Annotated in this window: 26 protein-coding genes; 5 read left to right on the top strand and 21 right to left on the bottom strand. The window is 64.0% G+C overall.

From position 1 onward, the window contains the following. The first annotated feature begins 147 nt into the window (after window positions 1–147). Both V7Q48_RS15240 and V7Q48_RS15235 read left to right on the top strand, forming a co-directional pair. Window positions 148–1,254 carry an NADH:flavin oxidoreductase/NADH oxidase gene (locus V7Q48_RS15240; protein ID WP_333839217.1) on the top strand — a complete coding sequence of 369 codons (1,107 nt, stop codon included), beginning with the start codon at window positions 148–150 and terminating at the stop codon, window positions 1,252–1,254. A 116-nt stretch (window positions 1,255–1,370) separates the two neighbouring features. Continuing rightward, a complete protein-coding gene (locus tag V7Q48_RS15235; RefSeq protein WP_333839214.1) occupies window positions 1,371–2,042 on the top strand; it encodes a response regulator transcription factor in 672 nt (223 codons plus the stop codon). A 24-nt stretch (window positions 2,043–2,066) separates the two neighbouring features. Here V7Q48_RS15235 and V7Q48_RS15230 read toward each other — a convergent pair whose 3' ends face one another. The 5 genes from V7Q48_RS15230 to V7Q48_RS15210 form a co-directional block, all read right to left on the bottom strand. Next, window positions 2,067–2,630, bottom strand: a complete 564-nt coding sequence (locus tag V7Q48_RS15230) for a carboxymuconolactone decarboxylase family protein (protein ID WP_333839212.1) — start codon at window positions 2,628–2,630, stop codon at window positions 2,067–2,069. 128 nt (window positions 2,631–2,758) lie between these two features. Further along, the gene (locus V7Q48_RS15225) at window positions 2,759–4,177 is read right to left on the bottom strand and encodes a TolC family protein (protein ID WP_333839278.1); all 1,419 of its coding nucleotides are present in this window, start codon (window positions 4,175–4,177) and stop codon (window positions 2,759–2,761) included. Between the two features lie 62 nt (window positions 4,178–4,239). Further along, window positions 4,240–5,313 carry an efflux RND transporter periplasmic adaptor subunit gene (locus tag V7Q48_RS15220; RefSeq protein WP_333839207.1) on the bottom strand — a complete coding sequence of 358 codons (1,074 nt, stop codon included), beginning with the start codon at window positions 5,311–5,313 and terminating at the stop codon, window positions 4,240–4,242. After that, window positions 5,310–6,992 carry an ABC transporter transmembrane domain-containing protein gene (locus V7Q48_RS15215; RefSeq protein ID WP_333839205.1) on the bottom strand — a complete coding sequence of 561 codons (1,683 nt, stop codon included), beginning with the start codon at window positions 6,990–6,992 and terminating at the stop codon, window positions 5,310–5,312. The genes V7Q48_RS15220 and V7Q48_RS15215 overlap by 4 nt, the downstream gene beginning before the upstream one ends. A gap of 177 nt (window positions 6,993–7,169) precedes the next feature. Next, entirely contained in the window at window positions 7,170–7,895 is a 726-nt protein-coding gene (locus V7Q48_RS15210) for an SDR family NAD(P)-dependent oxidoreductase (RefSeq protein WP_333839202.1), read from the bottom strand. Window positions 7,896–7,991: 96 nt separating this feature from the next. Between V7Q48_RS15210 and V7Q48_RS15205 the strand changes: the two genes are divergently transcribed. Then, entirely contained in the window at window positions 7,992–8,366 is a 375-nt protein-coding gene (locus tag V7Q48_RS15205; RefSeq protein ID WP_333839199.1) for a winged helix-turn-helix transcriptional regulator, read from the top strand. 119 nt (window positions 8,367–8,485) lie between these two features. On the opposite strand, the gene V7Q48_RS15200 is transcribed toward V7Q48_RS15205, so the two are convergent. The 9 genes from V7Q48_RS15200 to V7Q48_RS15160 form a co-directional block, all read right to left on the bottom strand. Continuing rightward, entirely contained in the window at window positions 8,486–8,746 is a 261-nt protein-coding gene (locus V7Q48_RS15200; protein WP_333839197.1) for a helix-turn-helix transcriptional regulator, read from the bottom strand. 35 nt (window positions 8,747–8,781) lie between these two features. Beyond that, window positions 8,782–9,069 carry a DUF2312 domain-containing protein gene (locus V7Q48_RS15195; RefSeq protein WP_333839194.1) on the bottom strand — a complete coding sequence of 96 codons (288 nt, stop codon included), beginning with the start codon at window positions 9,067–9,069 and terminating at the stop codon, window positions 8,782–8,784. After that, entirely contained in the window at window positions 9,066–9,275 is a 210-nt protein-coding gene (locus V7Q48_RS15190; RefSeq protein ID WP_333839192.1) for a hypothetical protein, read from the bottom strand. Before V7Q48_RS15190 ends, V7Q48_RS15195 begins: the two co-directional genes overlap by 4 nt. Window positions 9,276–9,279: 4 nt before the next feature. After that, a complete protein-coding gene (locus V7Q48_RS15185; protein WP_333839189.1) occupies window positions 9,280–9,486 on the bottom strand; it encodes a hypothetical protein in 207 nt (68 codons plus the stop codon). Then, window positions 9,476–9,736, bottom strand: coding sequence for a hypothetical protein (locus V7Q48_RS15180; RefSeq protein WP_333839187.1), 261 nt, complete (start codon window positions 9,734–9,736; stop codon window positions 9,476–9,478). Before V7Q48_RS15180 ends, V7Q48_RS15185 begins: the two co-directional genes overlap by 11 nt. Beyond that, window positions 9,736–9,924 (bottom strand): hypothetical protein, encoded by a 189-nt coding sequence (locus tag V7Q48_RS15175; protein ID WP_333839184.1) that lies wholly within the window; start codon window positions 9,922–9,924, stop codon window positions 9,736–9,738. The genes V7Q48_RS15180 and V7Q48_RS15175 overlap by 1 nt, the downstream gene beginning before the upstream one ends. A gap of 92 nt (window positions 9,925–10,016) precedes the next feature. Continuing rightward, on the bottom strand, window positions 10,017–10,364 hold the full coding sequence (locus V7Q48_RS15170) for an ogr/Delta-like zinc finger family protein (RefSeq protein ID WP_333839181.1): 348 nt from the start codon (window positions 10,362–10,364) through the stop codon (window positions 10,017–10,019). Window positions 10,365–10,366: 2 nt separating this feature from the next. Continuing rightward, a complete protein-coding gene (locus V7Q48_RS15165; protein ID WP_333839179.1) occupies window positions 10,367–10,819 on the bottom strand; it encodes a hypothetical protein in 453 nt (150 codons plus the stop codon). Further along, on the bottom strand, window positions 10,816–11,124 hold the full coding sequence (locus V7Q48_RS15160) for a transcriptional regulator (RefSeq protein WP_333839176.1): 309 nt from the start codon (window positions 11,122–11,124) through the stop codon (window positions 10,816–10,818). The genes V7Q48_RS15165 and V7Q48_RS15160 overlap by 4 nt, the downstream gene beginning before the upstream one ends. Window positions 11,125–11,239: 115 nt before the next feature. Here V7Q48_RS15160 and V7Q48_RS15155 point away from each other — a divergent pair, with 115 nt between their 5' ends. Both V7Q48_RS15155 and V7Q48_RS15150 read left to right on the top strand, forming a co-directional pair. Beyond that, entirely contained in the window at window positions 11,240–11,869 is a 630-nt protein-coding gene (locus V7Q48_RS15155; protein ID WP_333839173.1) for an XRE family transcriptional regulator, read from the top strand. Window positions 11,870–11,899: 30 nt separating this feature from the next. Next, window positions 11,900–12,844: a hypothetical protein gene (locus tag V7Q48_RS15150; RefSeq protein ID WP_333839171.1), complete on the top strand. Its 945-nt coding sequence runs from the start codon at window positions 11,900–11,902 to the stop codon at window positions 12,842–12,844. 40 nt (window positions 12,845–12,884) lie between these two features. On the opposite strand, the gene V7Q48_RS15145 is transcribed toward V7Q48_RS15150, so the two are convergent. From V7Q48_RS15145 to V7Q48_RS15115, 7 genes are all read right to left on the bottom strand, one after another. Beyond that, window positions 12,885–13,247, bottom strand: coding sequence for a hypothetical protein (locus V7Q48_RS15145; RefSeq protein WP_333839168.1), 363 nt, complete (start codon window positions 13,245–13,247; stop codon window positions 12,885–12,887). Window positions 13,248–13,287: 40 nt separating this feature from the next. Next, a complete protein-coding gene (locus V7Q48_RS15140; RefSeq protein WP_333839166.1) occupies window positions 13,288–14,130 on the bottom strand; it encodes a hypothetical protein in 843 nt (280 codons plus the stop codon). Between the two features lie 209 nt (window positions 14,131–14,339). Next, window positions 14,340–15,371, bottom strand: a complete 1,032-nt coding sequence (locus tag V7Q48_RS15135) for a contractile injection system protein, VgrG/Pvc8 family (RefSeq protein ID WP_333839163.1) — start codon at window positions 15,369–15,371, stop codon at window positions 14,340–14,342. Then, window positions 15,368–15,745, bottom strand: coding sequence for a phage tail protein (locus V7Q48_RS15130; protein ID WP_333839161.1), 378 nt, complete (start codon window positions 15,743–15,745; stop codon window positions 15,368–15,370). Before V7Q48_RS15130 ends, V7Q48_RS15135 begins: the two co-directional genes overlap by 4 nt. A gap of 13 nt (window positions 15,746–15,758) precedes the next feature. After that, complete coding sequence (locus tag V7Q48_RS15125; protein WP_333839158.1) at window positions 15,759–17,894, bottom strand: phage tail tape measure protein; 2,136 nt, start codon at window positions 17,892–17,894, stop codon at window positions 15,759–15,761. A 28-nt stretch (window positions 17,895–17,922) separates the two neighbouring features. Next, on the bottom strand, window positions 17,923–18,015 hold the full coding sequence (locus tag V7Q48_RS15120) for a GpE family phage tail protein (RefSeq protein ID WP_442947150.1): 93 nt from the start codon (window positions 18,013–18,015) through the stop codon (window positions 17,923–17,925). Between the two features lie 23 nt (window positions 18,016–18,038). Further along, a partial coding sequence (locus tag V7Q48_RS15115) for a phage tail assembly protein (protein ID WP_333839155.1) occupies window positions 18,039–18,331 on the bottom strand: 293 nt, incomplete at its 5' end.

Genomic DNA, 18,331 nt, shown 5'->3' with positions numbered 1-18,331 from the left:
TGGGTCGTTCGCAGAGGCAACGATCGGCCCCCCAAAAGGGTGACTCGTCGCCGACAGTGTTGACGGCACCGTCCATCGAAGGCAGCGCTGCCACGAACGCGGTAACTGCTCCGTTTCCCCCCGCCGCGACCCCTGGAGGCAAATCCCATGGCCATGCTGTTCGAGCCGTTCAATCTGGGGCCGCTGCGCCTGCCCAATCGGATCGTCGTCGCCCCGATGTGCCAGTATTCCGCCACGGATGGACAGATGGGGGACTGGCATTTCGCGCATCTGTCGCGGCTCGCGCTGTCCGGCGCCGCCTATGTCACGATCGAGGCCACGGCCGTGCTTCCCGAGGGGCGCATTTCCGACCGCGACGTCGGTTTGTGGGACGACGCCACGCAAGCGGCGGCCGCCGACGTGCTGCGCCGCGTCAAAGCGCTGGCCGGCGTGCCGATGCTGGTCCAGCTCTCGCACGCGGGACGCAAGGCCTCGGTCGACGTGCCGTGGGCGGGCGGGGCGCAGATCGCGCCCGACCAGCCGCGAGGCTGGCAGACCGTCGCACCCTCTGCGATCGCGTTCCACGAGGGGGATGCCGCGCCGGTGGAACTGACGCAGGAAGGCATGGATCGCATCCGCGACGCGTTCGTTGCATCGACGCGGCGGGCCCTCGCGATCGGCCTCGACGGGATCGAGATCCACGCAGCTCACGGCTATCTGCTGCACCAGTTCCTCTCGCCGCTGTCGAACCGGCGGAGCGACGCCTTCGGCGGCAGCCGTGAGAACCGCTTCCGCTTCCCGCTGCAGGTCATCGAGGCCGTCCGTGCCGAACTGCCGGAAGACAAGCCGCTCGTGCTGCGCGTGTCCGCCACCGATTGGGTCGCAGGCGGCGTGACGATCGAGGACACCGTCGCCTTTGCCGCGGCGGCCGCCGAGCGCGGCTGCACCGCGATCCACGTGTCGACCGGGGGCCTCCATCCCGCGCAGCGCATTCCGGTGGGCCCGGGATACCAGGTTGCGTTCGCCCGGGCGGTGAAGCGGGCGGTGTCGGTCCCCGTCATCGCCGTTGGCCTCATCACCGAGCCGGCCCAGGCCGAAACGATCCTTGCCGCCGGCGATGCCGACCTCATCGCGCTGGCACGGGGCATCCTCTATGATCCGCATTGGCCGTGGCATGCGGCCGCCGCCCTCGGCGGGCGGGTGAGGGCACCTGATCAGTACCTGCGCTCCCAGCCACGGCTCTATCCCGACCTGTTCCGCGTCGACCACGGCTGAACCCGCGGCGTTGCGCAAGGCAAGCCCCCTGATCGGGGCATTTGCGTAACCCCGCATGGGGCTTGAAGGTTCGTCGCAAACGTCGTCTCCTTGCGCGGGTGAAAGGAGCGGCGGCGATGACCAAGACAGACGCGGGATGCAGCAGGCCGATCGTCCTCGTGGTGGACGACGACGAGCTCCAGCGCCTTGCGCTCGATGCCCTGCTGGCATCGGTCGGGATCGACGTCCTGCCCTTCGATTCCGCCCGCGCCCTGCTCGACGCCGCGCTGCCCGACGCACCGACCTGCCTCGTCCTCGATGTGCGGATGCCGCACATGGGCGGGTTCGAATGCCATCGCCAGCTCCTCGCCCGCGGCAACGATATTCCGACCATCTTCGTGACCGGGCACGGCGACATCGGCATGGCCGTCGAGGCGATGAAAACCGGTGCCGTCGATTTCCTGGCCAAGCCCTATCGCGAACAGGACATGCTTGAGGCCGTCCATGCCGCGCTGGCGACGGCAGCAGAGCGGCGGGCCGCTGCCGAGGAGGCCTGCGTCCTACGCAATCGCTTTGCCACGCTGACCCCGCGCGAATGCCAGGTCATGGCCGGCGTGGTGCGTGGCTTGCTCAACAAGCAGATCGCCTTCGACATGGGAATCAGCGAGATCACCGTCAAACTCCACCGCGCCAGCCTGATGCGCAAGATGCAGATGCGCACGGTGCCCGATCTCGTCCGCGCGGTGGACCGTATCGGGCCGCAGGTGCCAGTGCCGCAGGCGAGGCTGGTTCGCGCGATTGCCGCCTGAGGTGCGACGGGCACCTGCGCGCCGTCATTCGGGGACGGGAATGTCGAACGCGTTGAGGGTGACGGCGACGAGGCAGTAATAGCCCACGAGGTAAAACAGCTCGGCCGCTCCCTCGCGACCGAAAACGCGGATCGCGCGGTCGTGCAATGCGGTGTCGAGCACGCCGCCGCCGCTCAAGGCCTTGGCCACGTCGAAGGCCGTGCTTTCCGCTTCGTCGAGGTCGTCGGGCTTAGTTCCGGCGGCAATCATGTCGACCCGCGCCTGGGTCATGCCGTGAGCCGCGATCGCGACCGCACCATGGGCGTAGATCTCGTAACCGGCACCGAAGCGACCGCCGGTCACCAGGATCGCGACCTGCCGGGCATGGTCGGGAATGCGCCGCTCGCGAGTCATGGTCTGCGACAGATGCCACATGCCCTCGCCGATCGCGGGATCGTGGAGCCAGGCGTTCCACGGCCCCAGGAGGGCACCATCCGGGCGCGCGGTGACAAAGGTCTGATACTTGGCCGCAACGCCTTCGCGCATGCTTTCGTACAGCGGACGTTGCTCGTCGTTCAGGCTATCGGGCGCGATGGGTTCGAGGCGCATGCAATTCTCCGCAGATTGTCGTCCCTGCTTTAATCATGCTTTCCGCGCCTTGCGCAGCCTTCCCTGCCGATGCCGCCCCGCACGGCGCTTTTTTGCAAGCTCTGTTCAAATCCCGCACCTCGTCGGGATCAGTCGGGTATGGCGAACCCGGTCAGCCCGAAGGCGTCCTCATCGGCCGTCGCGGCGGCGAGTTCGGCCCGTGCTGCCGCGACACGCGCGCGCGCCTCGATCAGCTTGACCTCGGCACTCGTGGCGCTCTCTTCGCGCTGGTTGACGAGGAAGAAGTCGCTCGAACCCAGCTCAAAGCGGCGGCGCTCGGCAGTGGCCAGCCGCTGCGCCAGCACGCGCTCGCGCTCGGTGGTTGCCACGAGCTGGCGGGCCGTCTCGACCTCAATCCCGATGCCGGTCACTTCGGCACGGATCTTTTCGGCGAGGAAGCGTTGCTTGATCGTCAGTTCGTCGATCTTGGCTTCCGTCTCGGCAAGCTTGCCCTTGGCCTTGCGGTTCTGCAGCGGGACCTTGAACCTCAGGCCGACGATCGCCTCGAGTGGCGTGCGGCTGCGCCCGCCCGGGCCGATCGGGCCGAAATCCTTGGCCAGTTCGCCGCCGAGGTCGAGGCGAGGGCGCAGGTCGTTGCGCGCCAGCGCGAGCTTGATCGTCGCCTTGTCGATTTCCTCGAGCGTGATCGCAAAGTCGGGCCGGCCTTCCAGATTGAAGGCCGTGTCGGTCCTGATGCCGTCGAGCGCCCCCGCATCGGCGGGAAGCCGCGCTTCGTCGACCACGACAGGCTGCCCCGCCGCGTCGCGATAATAGAGCGACAGCTTGACCGCAGCTGCGCGAAAGTCCTGCCGCGCCTCGACCAGATAGGCCTGCCGCTTGACGAGGTTGGCCTCGTTCTCGGTCAACAGGATGTGGGGCTTCGCGCCGAGCTTGACCTGCCGCTCGATGCCGCTGGTCCGACCGCCTGCCAGCGCGAAGAGATCGGCGTAAGCCTTGAGCTTCAATCCGGCCGCGACCCACTTCTGGTAAGCCTCAACCGCACGCGCCTGGACGCCGATGCGCGTCGCCTTGGCCTCGAAACGCGCAATATCGATGTCGTTCGCGGCCATGCGGAATTCGGAGCGTCGGGCATCGATCAGGCGATCGCGCAGCAGCGAATAGAGCGCGCCGACCTTCAGCTCGCCAAGCTCGTTGGTATAGGCCTTGTCCTCGTAGATCGGGAAATTGCCGCGCGAGGCGCGATACTGGCCGTAGAGATAGCCGCCGTTGTCGGTCAGCGGCTGCTCGGCCTTGCCGCTGATCTCGGTGCCGTCGTAGTACCCCAGAACCCGGCTGCGGGCCTCCACGGCGAAGACCGTGTCGAACGCCCCTTGCGCCGTCACCGCGCGGGCCTCTGCCTGCCGATTGCGCGCAAGCGCGGCGATGATGTCCGGACCTGAACGGGCGGAAGATTCCAGGACTTCGCGCAAGGTCAGCGGCCCTGCGGGAACGGGCCGGGCCGGGTCCGACACCGCAGTAACGCCCTGCGCCAATGCCGGCGCCGACATCGACGCGATGCCGAGCGCCATCGCCGTCAGCGCAACCATCCCTCGCATGACCGGCCCGATTGTCACTTCTTCTTCTTCTCGATTGAGCTTTTGTCGGCCTTGTCGGCCTTCTCCTGCGTCTTCTGCGCGACGGCGTCCTGCCCGAAGTTGAGCGGGAAATCGTTCAGCTGGCGCCAGAGTTCATACCCTACGGTCACGTTGTCGCCCTGGATCCAGCCGAGCACCTTGCCGCCCTGGCGAACGAAACGCCGCTCGGGCCAGGCCGGGGTGCCGGGCCTTGGCTCGACCAGTACACGGAACAAGCCATCGGTGCGCGGCGTGGGATCGACCGAGCGCACCTGCCCGTCGTAGATCCCGACCGCGAAGGCCGGCCAGCCGCTGAACTGGAAGGCGGGGAAGCCCTCGAACTCGAGACGCACGGGCCTGCCCTTGTCGACGAGCGGGATATCCCGGCCATCGACATAAAGCTCCACCGCCCGCTCGATCTGCTCGGGCGCCACGGTCGCCAGAACCGTGCCTGCGGAAATCAGCGCGCCGCCGGCGGCCGCGTTGAGCGTCTGGATCCGGCCATCGCGGGGGGAGGTCACGGTCTGCGCCGATTGCCGGACCTGCTTCGTCTCGATCTGCTTGAGCTTGGCCCGCGCTTCGGCCAGCTTGGCATTGGCGTCGGCGACCTTGATCTGCGTCTGCTCGTAGTCGCGGCGTGCTGCCAGCCCTTCGGAGAACAGCTGCCCGGTCCGCCCCACGTCGATCGAGGCAACGGCCCGTGCCTGCTCGATCGCGGCGATCTGCGCCTGTACCTCGGCCTTCTCCGCGGCCAGCCGCTCGAGAAAGTTTGGGTCGACGTCGACGATCTTGGCGATCGGATCGCCGGCCTTCACGAATTGCCCGTCCTGGACGAAGAACTGCTCCACCCGGCCATCGACGAGCGAGGATATCTGCTGCGGCCTGTCGTTGGGCGAGAGCGAGATGACCTGTCCGCCGCCCTGCGCGGTCTGGCGCCAGGGTACGAAGAGGATCGCGATGGCGACGCCGATGCCCACGACGATCAGCCAGGCCATGACGATCACCACGCGCGGCGGGTTCAGGCTGGCGAGCGAGCGGAAATGGGTCAATTGGCTGGCGTTGATGGTCACGACCGGGCCTCCGTCTCACCCAGGAACCGGGCCAGCGCCGCCTGGTCGGCGAAGCGGTGCTGATCATCCATGCCCAGCCACACGTAGCTGTCGCCATCGAGCGCCTCGGGGCGGCCGGTGAACAGCAACACGGTGGTACCATGTCCGCGCAACATGCGCAGCGTGGCATAGAGCGGCCCGGTGGGCATCATGTCATAGAGTTGCGAAAGCAGCAGCACCTTGGGCCGGCTGATCAGGGCACTGGCGAGCTTGAGCTGCATGACCTCAAGGATCGACAGCGGCGAGCCCGAGCTCGCCAGCGTCGTGTCGATGCCCTTGGGCAGGCTGGCGATACGGTTGGCCAGTCCGACGGTGTCGAGCACTTTGAGGATCATGCTGCCGTCGCCATCACTGCCGGCGGCCATGGTCAGGTATTCGCGAATGGTGACATCGACGATCGTCGGCCGGTTGAGCACCATGACCGCCGAGCGCAGCAAATACATGTCGAAGCTGCCAAGATCGCTGCCACCGATGGTCAGGAGCCCGCGATCGGGATGCACGTGCCGCTTGAGCAGCAGAGCGATCTGGTTCTCGATCCCGGGCTCGGCCACGACGACGGCCTGCTCGCCGCTGCTCACCGCGAAATCGAAGCGCGCACCATCCAGCTCGACCTGGCGGAAGCGCAAGGCGCCGTCGGGCGGGGCCTGTCCGTTGCGGCCCGCCTGTTCCTGCGGGATCGCGAAGATTTGCGAGAGTTCCTCGGAGCTTGCGACGAGATCGTAGAAGGTGTCGAGATACCAGCCGAGCTGGGCAATGCCGTAGAACACGCCTGACAGGATCAGCTCGGCTGCGACCAGTTGCCCGATCGACAGCTCGCCGGCGAGGATGAGATTGCCGCCAAGTGCGAGCAGCGCCGCAGCCGCCAGGGCATAGACCAGGAAATAGGCGAGGGCCTGCGCGAAGCTGTAGCGGAAGAAACGGCGATGCGCGCGGATGTAGTTCGCGGTGACCGCCTCGGACCGGTCCATCGCGAAATCGAGATGCCGCGCCGACTTGTAGAAGCCGTTGGAGGCGCCGACGCTTTCGAGCCAGTGCGCGGCCTCATGCTTGGCATGCGACACGCCGATCGCGCCGGTGATCGCACCATGCCGCCAGATCATCCAGATCATCAGGCAGACCACGACCAGCACGATGTTGAAGGCGAGGAAGAACGGGTGATAGAAACTCGTCACCACCAGGCCGACCGCGCCCTGCAGGATGATCGTGAACGCGCCGATCACCAGGCTCGGCACCGACTTCTGGACGATGACCATGTCAAAGAAGCGGTTGAACAGGCTGCCCCGGCTCTCGTCGGCGAAGAACGGGTTCTGGGCATGAACCGCGCGAACCGTAACCTCGGCCACCACGCGCGCAAAGATGCGGCGCTCGAACATGGTCAGCAGGTAGAGCCGCAGCGCGCTGAGGCACGCGACCAGCAGCAGCAGGACCAGCAACACCCCCGAGAGGATCCACAGCGGCGCCGCCAGTGCCGTTCGCGCCACCGAGTTGATCAGCAGCTGCACCGAGATCGGCGTTGCCAGCGAAAGCAGCGTGATCGCCAACGTATAGACGATGCCGACGTTGACGTAGCCCTTGTCGGGCCCGACTATCTCGCCAAGCCAAGCGGCCGCATGCCGCAGACCGAAACGCTCGCCTGCCAATGGAAGTCCTCGCTGTACCGTGGTGCCCGCAGATACGGGACGCCTCGGACAGCTTCAAGACGGCGGCGTTGCATTGCAACATTTACTTACATGGCGGTCATGAAACCATGACGTCTTTACCGCCGAAGGCAAGGAGAGGGGCATACATCCCTTCGCCTTGCCCTCGACGTCAGTCTTTCAGACCTGGGCCATACCCCCGTCGACCGGCAATTCCACCCCGGTGATGAAGCTCGCGTCTTCGCTCGCCAGGAATAGCGCGGCCGCCGCAATTTCCTCCGGGCGTCCCAGGCGGCTGAGCGGGATGACTTGCTGCAAAGATGCCCGGATGTCTTCGGATGCGGCCGACATCATCGCCGTATCCGTCGGCCCCGGCGCCACGACGTTGACGCGGATGCCACGCGGAGCGAGTTCGTTGGCCCATGTACGGGCGAGAGCGCGCACCGCCGCCTTGGTCGCTCCATAGACGCCGTAGCCCTTGGTACCGATCTCTCCAGCAATCGAACCGACCAGCACGACCGAGCCACCTTCCGGCATCATCGCGCTCGCGGCCTTCGCGGCGAAGACGAGCGCACGCACATTGAGGCCGAACGCCCGATCGAAGTGATCTGCATCGACCATGTCAAGCGTGGCGTAGTCTGCCAGACCCGCGCTGATCACGAGACCGTCGATCCGTCCCGCCTCATGCTGAACCGTTTCAAAAAAGCCTTGAATGGCGGTAATGTCCAACGCATCGACGCGTCGTGCCCGCAATTGACCGGCCCCATGGGTTCGGTCTTCTTCGACCGCCCGGCGGCTCGTCGTAAAGACAGTCCCGCCTTCGACCGCAAAGCGCTCCGCAATCGCGCCTCCGATGCCATCATACCCGCCGATAACGACCACGATTTTTCCTGTGAACCTGTTCATGCGTCCTCACATCATGAATGATGACGCTTGAGTATATTGTTTATATCTGGTCACAAGAACGCACCTGATAGAGCGTAGATATGGAGTTCTATACCCATGGCCGCCGCCGCCCTCGATCTGCCGCTTGATGTCGCAGCGACGCGTCCGATCCTCGAGCAAATCGCCAACAAGTGGTCTGTGCTGATCCTGAGCGTGCTCTGCACGCAACCCGCACGATTCAACGATTTGCGGCGACGGCTCGATGGCATCACGCACAAGGCACTCGCTGATGCGCTCAAACGGTTGGAGCGGAACGGGCTGATCAGCCGCGAAGTCCTGCCCACCCAGCCCATCGGCGTCGAATATGCCATCACCGCCCTCGGCGCCTCGCTGCGAGAGCCGTTCGCGGCACTTTACACGTGGTCGCTGACGCATGGGCCGGCGATGCACCAGGCGCAGATGCGCTATGACGCGGCAAAGATGATGGACTGATGGCCCGGTGCAGCAGGATCTGCTGGGATCGGGTGGCGGAAGGGGTGACTGTCGGACAGCGCATGTTTAATCCTAGTTTTCTGCGGTTTTTGTGCGGATGAATGCGGGGGATACCCCACTCAATTCCCCAGGCTGGATACCCCGGTTCGGACTTGTGACGCCTGCCATTCGGCGATTTCCGATTCGAGCCAGCGTACGCAGCGCGGGGTGATTCGGAGCGGGCGGGGGAACCGTCCAGCATCGAGCAGGCGATAGATCGAGCTGGCTGACAGGCCGGTGATCATTTCGACTTCGGCACGGCGAAGCTGTCGTTCGGGGCGCGCGATAACGTGGATGTCGAAGGCTTCAAGCGGGATCGGGTTCGCGGCGCGGCGGACCATGGGGCAGTTCCTTTGTGGGCGAGGTCAAGCGCGGGTCAATCGATCCCCAGCGCATTCTTGTAGACGTCGAGGATGGCTTCCATCTCGCGGCGATCGTCGGGCTTCATGCGGCGCAGGCGCACGATCTGGCGGACGCACTTGGCGTCGTAGCCTGCGGCCTTCATCTCGCCGTAGACGTCGCGGATGTCGTCGCTGATGCCCTTCTTCTCTTCCTCGAGGCATTCGATGCGCTCGATCAGGAGGCGCAGGCGATCGTCGGCGTCGCGGTGCGCTTCGGGCAGGTCGACGGGGATGAAGTATTGGTCGCTGGCAGCGGCGCTCATGGGAACAGTCCCGGCAGGAGGGTGGGCGCGCAGCGGGCGATCATCCAGGCGAAGCCGAGCAGCGCAATGACCAGGCCCGCCTTGCCGGAGGTGTCGGCCAGATCGGCTGCGGTGTCGGCGTGCTGCGCGAGGCGGCGCGTGGCGTGCTGGTAGCGGATGTGCTCGCGGGCCATGCGGCGCGCGGCGCGGTTGGAGCGCAGGGGCATGGCGTCAGCTCCGTTCGTCGAAGAGGGTGGTCAGCACGATCGCGTTCATCGCGGCGGTGGCCACCATGAGCAGCACGCCGACGAGCTGGACGCCGTCCGACGGGGCCATGACCAGTGGCGGGGCGATCACGCGGAACACCAGCAGGTTGGCGACGGCGGCGCCGGCGGCGAGCAGCCACTTCTGCGTGGCGGTCGAGCGGTCACGCATCATCGCGGCTCTCCGGACCGTAAAGCGCATCGAAGCGCGCCTTGTTGTCGATGCGCCACTGGCGCGCGGCGGCGAGGCCGGCGGCGCGGTCCTTGGGGTGGACGCAGCGGCCGGTGCGCTCGTCCGGGATCGGGTACAACGCATCGAACTTGGCCTTGTTGGCGAGGTGCCAGGCGCGCGGGTCGCGGGTGTCGTTCTGCGCGAGCGAGCCATGGGCATAAGGGAAGTGGGCAGGGGCGGGGCGCGGGGGCATCAGGCGGCCCTCCGGCGCTGGCGCGTGCCGCCGTGGAGCAGCTGGCGCACGGGGATGCCGGCCCTGGTGCAGTCGGCGCACCAGCATTTGCCGTGGCGCGTGGTCCAGCCTGCGGGAATGTGGCCATCGGCCGAACGAAACTCGGTGCTGCATTCGCAGACGAGGGTGACAGGGGCGGAAAGACGCATCGGGCGATCCTTTCGGGCAAAGGGCACCCGTCGCCGGAAACGGGCCCGGCGGCGGGGAAGTCAGGAATGGGCGGCGGTCTGGAAGGGTCGGCTCAGCCGGGCAGTTCGGGCGGGCTGGCGCCGTCGAACAGTTCGGGCTGGGCGGCATCGCGCGGGCGCATGATCTCCATCGCGTCCTGCCGCGTGACGGTGCGCAGCGGCAGCGTCACGCGCGGGTTGGGGATGGCGCTGGGCACGATGCCGTATTCGTAGCTTTCCACGGCCTTCCAGGTGTGGCCGCAGAACAGGTTGATGCAGCGGTAGTAGATGTCGCGGTGCGTCGGCATGATGAGCCGGCTCGTGCGACAGCGCGCGACCGAATTACAGTGCGGGCAACGCAGGCGCCCGGCGCGCTCGATCTTGTCGTCAAAATCGGGGAAGGGGACAGGGGCTGAGGCCACGGTCAACGCGCCTCGCTCTCGACGCGGCCGAGCGCGGCCAGACCATCAGTGAGCGCGGCCAGCGCCTCCTCGCCTTCCTGCCGCGCGCGGCGCAGAGCCTCCGGGTTGCCGGGGTTGAGCGCGGCATCGATCAGCGCGGCGACGGCCTCGCCGCTTTCCTTGGCGGCGACCGCGGCGGCGCGGGTCATGTCGACATCGGTGGTGTTCGCCTCCAGCTCGATCTGGAAGCTATAGACGCGGTGTAGCGGGCCATGATCGCCGCCGGCGGCCATGAACGCCTGGTCGAGCCGCAGCGCGTCGATGATCGAGATCTCGCTGTCGGCCTCGGGATCGGACCACATGCGCACCAGGCGCTCGCTGCGCCCGACGATCATGGCGCACTTGTCCCACCCGATGCGCCCGGCAATGACCGTGAGCGCGCGGTGGAAGGTGAGAGGATCGCGACGTTTGGTCATGCTGCGCGCCCCTGCAAAGTGCTGCACCCATTGAAAGAGACGCGATGCGCGCCGCGATCTACACCCGTCCAGAGCGGCGAAGGGCCGAGGTCTGCCGGGTAGATGTCGGGGCGCAGGACGTGACGGGGAATGCCGGTGGCTGCTTCAACGGTGAGGACATGCTCGGCGGGAAGGCGTTTCGAAGACTGCGCCCACTTCCATACAGCCGTGGTCGATACGCCACAGCGCCGAGCCAGCTCAGACTGAGAGCCTGCCGCTGCGATAGCAGCCTCCAATGCTTCGAAGGGTGTCAGCTTTGCAACCATGGTTGCCATATGCTCGCTACTATGGTGGCAGTCAACCACCATATTGAACCTTCGCGAGTTGCAACCTTAGTTGTAGGTTGGTCTAGTGATACAGCCTGACCGACTTCGCGCTGCAATGACAGCTGCCAGCGTGAGCCAATCCGAGCTGGCTCGCCGGGCTGGCTTAAGCTCTTCAATGATCGGCAAACTGGTGCGGGGTGAAGCCCGCCAATCCGCTCATATCTTCGAGCTATCCCGTGCGCTGGGCGTGGCCCCCGAGTATCTGGTTGGCGAGTCCAGCGAAATGGATCAGCGCCAGGTGGTAGTGCCGTCCGCTTCTGTGGTCGCCGAAGAAATGGGAATGGTCGCCGTCAGGGAGGTCGACCTGGCAATCGGTATGGGCGCCTCGTACCTCGATCAGCCCGTCGGTGAGGTCCAGCGCCTGTTCCCCCGCGAATGGCTCGACCTATATACCCGCGCGCCCGCCGAGCAGCTGCTGATCGCCAAAGGCTCCGGCGACAGCATGACGCCGACCCTACACGACAACGACCTCCTGCTCATCGACACAACCCAGAACGCCCCACGCCTGACCGACCAGATCTGGGCCGTCAGCTATTGCGGGTTCGGCTCGGTAAAGCGCCTGCGCCCCACCAACGACGGCGGCTGGCTGCTGCTCTCCGACAATCCCGCCATCACACCGATCACGGCATACGATGGCGAATTGCACGTCCTCGGCCGCGTTGTAGCCTTTTTCCGCAAAGCGTAGATTACATCAATCATTCGAGAGATCAGTGAGATGGCTAATAGTCAGACGCAAGATGTTGAAACATCTGGAATAGCAACTGCCAAATGCGGCATAATCATGCCAATTTCACAAACTACAAATCATTCTGAAGCATATTGGCGTCGAGTACGAGATTTGCTTCATCGGGTGGTAAGGCAAGCGGGTTTTATACCAGCAGATGTGTGGAAGAACTCGTCCCAAGACCGCATTTCAGAAAGAATAATCTCAAATATTTTTAATATGGAAATGGTCATAGCCGACATTTCCGATTTGAATCCAAACGTTATGTTGGAACTAGGGCTCCGCTTGGCCACTAAAAAGCCAACAATCGTTGTGGCGAATGAAAATTCGATTATCCCGTTTGATATTAGGGATTTTGAAGTTCGCAAATATCCCGACGACTTAAATATAATCGACATGGAAAATTTCTTTTCCATCATTGAATCGGAGTTGGTTGAAATTTATCAGCATGCGCAGGAAGGGAATTATAAGCCATTTCTCGGCGCGGTGGTTGTCGATGTTATTCAACCAGAGGTTCGAGAGGTGTCGTTCGACAAGGCTGTTTTAGATCGTCTAAACGAAATTGATGATAAGGTGTCGAATTTGTATAAGAGAAATAGAATGCCGGCAAGGTCGTTCTATCGAAGTCGGGATGATTTAGATATTTCGAATTGGGATATATTCAAAGACGATAGTTTTTTCTTTACCCTAGAAAATGTCGAAAAATCTTTTATCAATACTATAAAGTCAATCTGGTTTGTAAAAGATGTACAAATTATGAGCCTAGGGAGTGATTTGGACGTTGTTAGGGTAGATCTCGATAGCGCATTGTCCAATTCGCAGAAAGAGCAGGCGATTAGCGAATTGCATTCAGTATGCAAGGCATATGGAATAGAACCCGGAATAGATGCGCGCGCGGCTAATTTGCTGAAGAAGCTTTATCCCAAGTTACTTTGAACTCGTGCATTATTGGCGCGGCTGATGTCAGAACAATATTCTACTCATCAGTTTGGTTATTAATTTTCCGCAACGAAGGAATTTTAAATATTGTTCTAGTTAAATCCATCATCACTGACAGATTAAATAAAATAGTGCATATTGCAATGGAATTAAAAGCTGCTTCATTAAACGAACTCTGTTGCATGGCAGGTTTTGCTATAACAATTAATGTAGCTATCGCGAATATTATAATTAACGAATAAGCTGAATATTTCAAAGATTTGCGCGTTCTTTTGAAAGGGAGGCCGGTTGCATCCTCCAGCCTATTTAATTCAAAATGTACACTTGCAGCCGACGCTAACGTCACAGCCACGATAAATCCTAGGACGCTGAGAAGGTCACTCCCGACGAAATCAGCCAAGAATTTATTGTGATCATCGAGAATGTCCGGGCATAAATAGCTAACCGTTATCAGGCTCGCCAAAATCGCTGCCAGGATCGTCCAGGGCAGAGCCTTTGCCACGTTGCAAAATGGTCCTTTTCAACCCGGCGAAGTAGGCTGCCATGGCCTCGGCCCCGGCTTTCACCGCAGGAATCTTAGAAATAAGCATCGTCTTTGTCGAGCGGAAAGGAGTTCCATCCATCGCTCGTGCGGACAATGTTCCGGCACCACGTTCAGCGTACTTAACACCTTGACGAACCTTAGAATTATTAGTGGATACACCGTGTTGCGAACGGAACGCGACACTCACTCGCTCTGCTCCGGTTTTCTCGCCGGTGTCGCGCAGATCGTGATCCAGATCGGTTTCAGTCGACCACATGTTGGGAACGACGAAGTCAAACTCAATTTTTTGCATCATGTTGTTATGAGCATTCGAAAAAGCCCAGAACCGTGAAGCATCCCAGATAGGCTCGATTTCGATTTGGTACGGAGCATCTTCACGAAGGTTTAGGTGTTGAGCAAGTGACTTTAATAGAGCATTGGGCTTACCCACCACGTCATTTTCAACGGCGATACGTTGGCCCTCGTCATGGTGTGTTGGGTCGATCATTACATAGGCGCCCTGCCACTCTTCCCTTGTGATTTCTTGGCCACCCTTTTCTGGCGGCTCATGTAACTGGTGTATCTTTGTTTTTTGGATAAGGCCGAGCATGCACTCATCGGCTGCTCCTTGCGGAACCCAATGCAACGTTGACCCCCCACGATGTTCAAATTCAAACACATCCTGGAGAGCGTAACGGAGCCATTCCTGCCGATCCAAATCCCGGCGCATGGTCAACGTCCCCTGCACAATCGGGATCATGCTGAAGTGAAATAGCGTAAACGCGCGACTGGTCATTACCTGCCCCCCCGAGTCGGTTAACGACTAGGCGGAATCAACGGTTTAGGTCAACGGTCGAGGACAGAGCGCGAACCTGTCCTGATCGGAAAGGTAAAGATCTTTGGGTTATCTGGGGTGTTTTACTAATTCCCCCATTTTGGCGTAATTTTCCAGCACTCTCTAGCGCCGCGCTACTGTCCGCCTTCTGCATCTAGCCTGATGCGGCATGCAAACCCGATCGCACCGTGCTCGTGGTCGACGGCAGTCGACCGCCAATCCGCCTTGTCAATGTGTTCCCGAAACCCCGAGACTTCGACCCGCATGCCGGGTACCATGCGCGCATCACCATAGGGCAGCGAAAGCTCCAGGGTCGCAGACGCTCTACCGAGGCGACCAGTCTCCGCTTCTGCCGCTGCGCGAGCTGATGCCTCGTCGGGATAGACACGCTTGAGCCGGCGCCGATTGCTGCCGCCGGCCGTCACCGTCTTGCGCTTACCCTCATCCTGATCATGCCACTGCGCCTCGACACCGTTCGGGGCCTTCTCGCGCGCTGCGCGGCGCCAGGTCACGCTGCTGACCTGCTGCCGCGTGATGGTCACGCTGGACATGGCCTTGCCGCCGGCGGTCGTGGCAGCCCCGCGCGGCGCGAAGATCAGCGTGCCGCCCTTGACCGTCGCCGTCGCATCGAAGTGCCGGCCCAGATCACGCACCAGCTGCATGTCGCTCTTGTTGTGCTGCTCGGCGGCGGCCACGGCAAGCCCAGCCAGATCGGGATGGCAGGCGGGCCGCAAGCCGTTGCCGGCCGCGATCTGCGCTATGATCGCCCCCAGCGTCTGCCCGTGCCAGTCGCGGGTCTTGCGGGTGCGGTAGCTGCCCTTGAAGTCGGCGCTGTGCGCGGTGATCGTTGCGCGGTCGGGCGGGCCGCTCCAGGTCAGTTCGTCGACCACGAAGCTGCCCTTGTCGACCAGTCCGAGCGGGACGCCGGTGCCGCGCTCCCAGCCCAGCTGGACGGCGATGCGCGCGCCCTGGCGGGGCGGCTCGAATAGGCCGTCGGTGTCGTGGACGACGATCTCGAGCGTGTCGGCTTCCTCGCCCAGCTTCTCGCTGAGGCGCAGGGAGATCAGCCGCGGGGCGAGGGTGGCGGTCAGATCCTCGCCATCGAGGGTGACGCGCCAGGCGGCGCGGGGCTGGACGTAAGGCGCGGTGCCGGCGGGATCGATCATGGCGCCACCCGCATCAGCTCGAGCACGAAGTCGATCTTGCGGGCCTGGCCTGTGTCGAGGAGGTTCGAGCCGCCGTTGGCGACGCGCTCGATGGTGTAGCAGCCGAGCAGGGTGCCGGTACCGTCCATCAGCTGGTAGGCCTCGCCCTCGTTGGCCATCTCGGCCAGCGTCTCGATCGCCGAGGCGCTGCCGGCCAGCTCTGGGACCAGCACGCCAGAGATCGTGACCTTGTCGTCGCCGGGGCCGACGTATTGCGAGGCGGCGGGGGCGAGGAAGCGATCGTCGCGCGCATGGCGCCAGGCGCGGTCGCGCTCGATCCGGTCGGGCAGCATGGTCTGGCTGTCGAACACAAACATGCCGAGGGCAAAGAGCATGGGGGAGGGGCCTTCAGAAGTCGTCGGCGTAGCTGGCGCGGCGATCGTCGCGCCGTTCGAGCAGGCGCATGACGCGATCGGCCAGCGCCTCGGCGCTCTCGCCGGGTTGCTGGTGGATATGGATGGTGATGGGCGCGGCTGCGGCGGCAGCTTGCGCGCCACCGGCGCCGGTTCGCGAGGCGCCGCCGGCGGGGGCGAAGCTGGGGCTGGCGAGCGACAGGGCGCCCGCGCCGGCGACGCGCGCGGCCATGCGATCCATCGCGCGCATGGGGCGGGCGGCGCTGCCGTCGATGCCATGCCCCAGGCCGGTGGCGATGTGGCCGCCCATCTCCATCATCAGGCGCGAAGGGCTCTTGATCCCGAAGTAGTTCTTGAACGCGGTCACGCCGGCGCGCGCGACCTGCAGCAGCCGCACGACCAGGCGCGAGGGATCGAGCATGGCGAGCAGCCCCTCCATCATCATGCCGCCCAGCGACTTGAGCCAGCCCGGCGCGGCGCCGAGCAGGGTCTGGATCGCCTGCCACCCGGCCGTGAACCAGCCCTTGATGCGGTCCCAGTTGGTGTAGACGAGGTAAGCCATGGCAGCGAGCGCGGCGCCGATGACGATGGGCCACAGCCCGATCGCGGCGATCACCGGGCCAACCACGGCGAAAGCGGTCTGCACCATGGCAAAGGCGTTGCGCACCCCGGCGATGGTCGAGAGGATCGAGCCGAAGCCATATTGCAGCGCGCCCAAGGCGATCTTGCCGGCGATGAAGCCGGTAACCAGCGTCATGATGCCCTTGGCCAACTCCGGGTTTGCCTGCGCCCAGCGCGAGACGGCGGAGACGCCCGCGCCGATCTGACCCAGCACCTGGCTGACGGCCGGCAGAAGCGTGGCGCCCAGCGTGATGGCGAGCGAGCTGGCGGTGCCCTTGAAGCTTTCCCATGCGATCGACGCGTCCTGCGCCTCGCGCTGGCGGAATGCGGCCTCGACCGTGCCGCTCGATTTGCCGAGATCACTGCGGATCTTGCGATAGTCCTCCATGTTGAGGATCAGCGTGCGCAGCGCCGATTGCGCCTGCATGTCCTCGACCACGAGGCCCAGCTTCGACAGGTCGCCACCGGTGGCCTTCTGCGTGATCTCGGCCAGCGCCTCCATCGGCGTCTTGCCCTTGGCATAGGCGGCCTTGAGTGCGGCGGGGAGGTCGACGCCGAAGTTCTTCTTGAAGGCGTTCTGCACGGTGGGCGAATTGACCTTGGCGAGGAGGTTGGCGACGTTGGTCGCGGCCTCCTCGCTGGTACCCGCGCCGCGGCGCGCGATCTCGAGCGCGGCGGTGAGGTCCGCCACGGCGCCGAGGCCCGACTGCCCGAGCGCCTGCGCTTGCGCTGTGAGGCTGGGGAAGTAGCGGGCCATGTCCTTGACCTCGAAGGCGCCGACGTTGCCGCCGGCGGCCATGATGTCGAGCGCCTTGCCGGTGTCTGAGAGGCCCACCTTGAGGTTCTGCAGATTGGCCGAGGCGGCGGCAGCGCCATCGGCGATGTCTACCTTCATCGCGGTGCCGAGCTGGCCGATCGGGCCGATCATTTTAATGGCGTCGCGCGGATCGATGCCGAAGCCCGAGAGCGCATCGACGCCCGAGCGCATGGCCTCGGGCATCTGGTGCGCAGCGTCGGCCGCGCGCAGGATCCCTTGTGCCATGGCGTCGGTCTGCGCCGCAGTGAGGTTGGCCTTCTGGGCGATGTCGACCATGCCCGAGGAGAAATCCATCGCGGACTTGGCGGCCAGCACCAGCGGCGCGGCCATGGCGACACCGCCGACGACGTTCTCGGCGCCGGCGCTGCGCAGCTCGCGCCCGCGCCCGGCGATGGCGGCGGTGCGCGCGCTGCGTTCATTGAGCCGGCGCTGCTCGGCGATGCGGGCATTCACGCGATCGAGCTCGGCAGCGAGATCGCGCTGGCGGTCGATCAGCGGCGTGACGTTGCCGGTGGCGGAGGCCAGTTCGCGCTCGACGTCCTTCATCGCCCCGCGCAGCCGGCCCGCCTTACGGCCCAGGCCCTTGAGCGCCTGGTCGCCGCTTTTGCCGAGGCCAATGATGTTGCGGAGCGCCCCCGACAGCTTGTCGTTGCCGATAAACGACACGATCAGGGACAGCTTGTTGTCGGCCACGGGCTCACTCCGGGTTGTGCATGCGGTTCTACGCGGTGACCGCGCGGCGGCGCCAGTCGATCAGCTCGGAAAGATCCATTTTGGAGAGATCGGACAGCGGCCAGTGGAAGACGGCGGCGATGTCCGCGATCAGCGCCTCGACGGTCAGGTGCCGGTCATCGTCTGCAGCACCTCGCGCTGCGCCCGGTTCAGAAAAAAACCGACCACCGTGCCGATCAGCTCGGCGAGGTCATCGGCATCGAGGCCGAAGAACTCGTGATGCTGGATCGAAGGGCTGGTGATGCGCGGGATCAGCTTCGCGACGGCATCGACATCGGCGGCCATCAATTCGGTCAGTTTGGTGCCGCGCAGGTCCCCGCCCTTGGGCTTGCGCACGGTGACGCTGTCGATCGGGCCGCCATCGCGCTGGATGGGGGCGCTGAAGGCCACGGTAACGG

This window comes from Novosphingobium sp. (assembly GCF_036803765.1).
Lineage (GTDB): Bacteria > Pseudomonadota > Alphaproteobacteria > Sphingomonadales > Sphingomonadaceae > Novosphingobium.
Note: the sequence above shows the minus strand (reverse complement) of the source record. Positions and strands in the feature narration are given on the sequence as shown.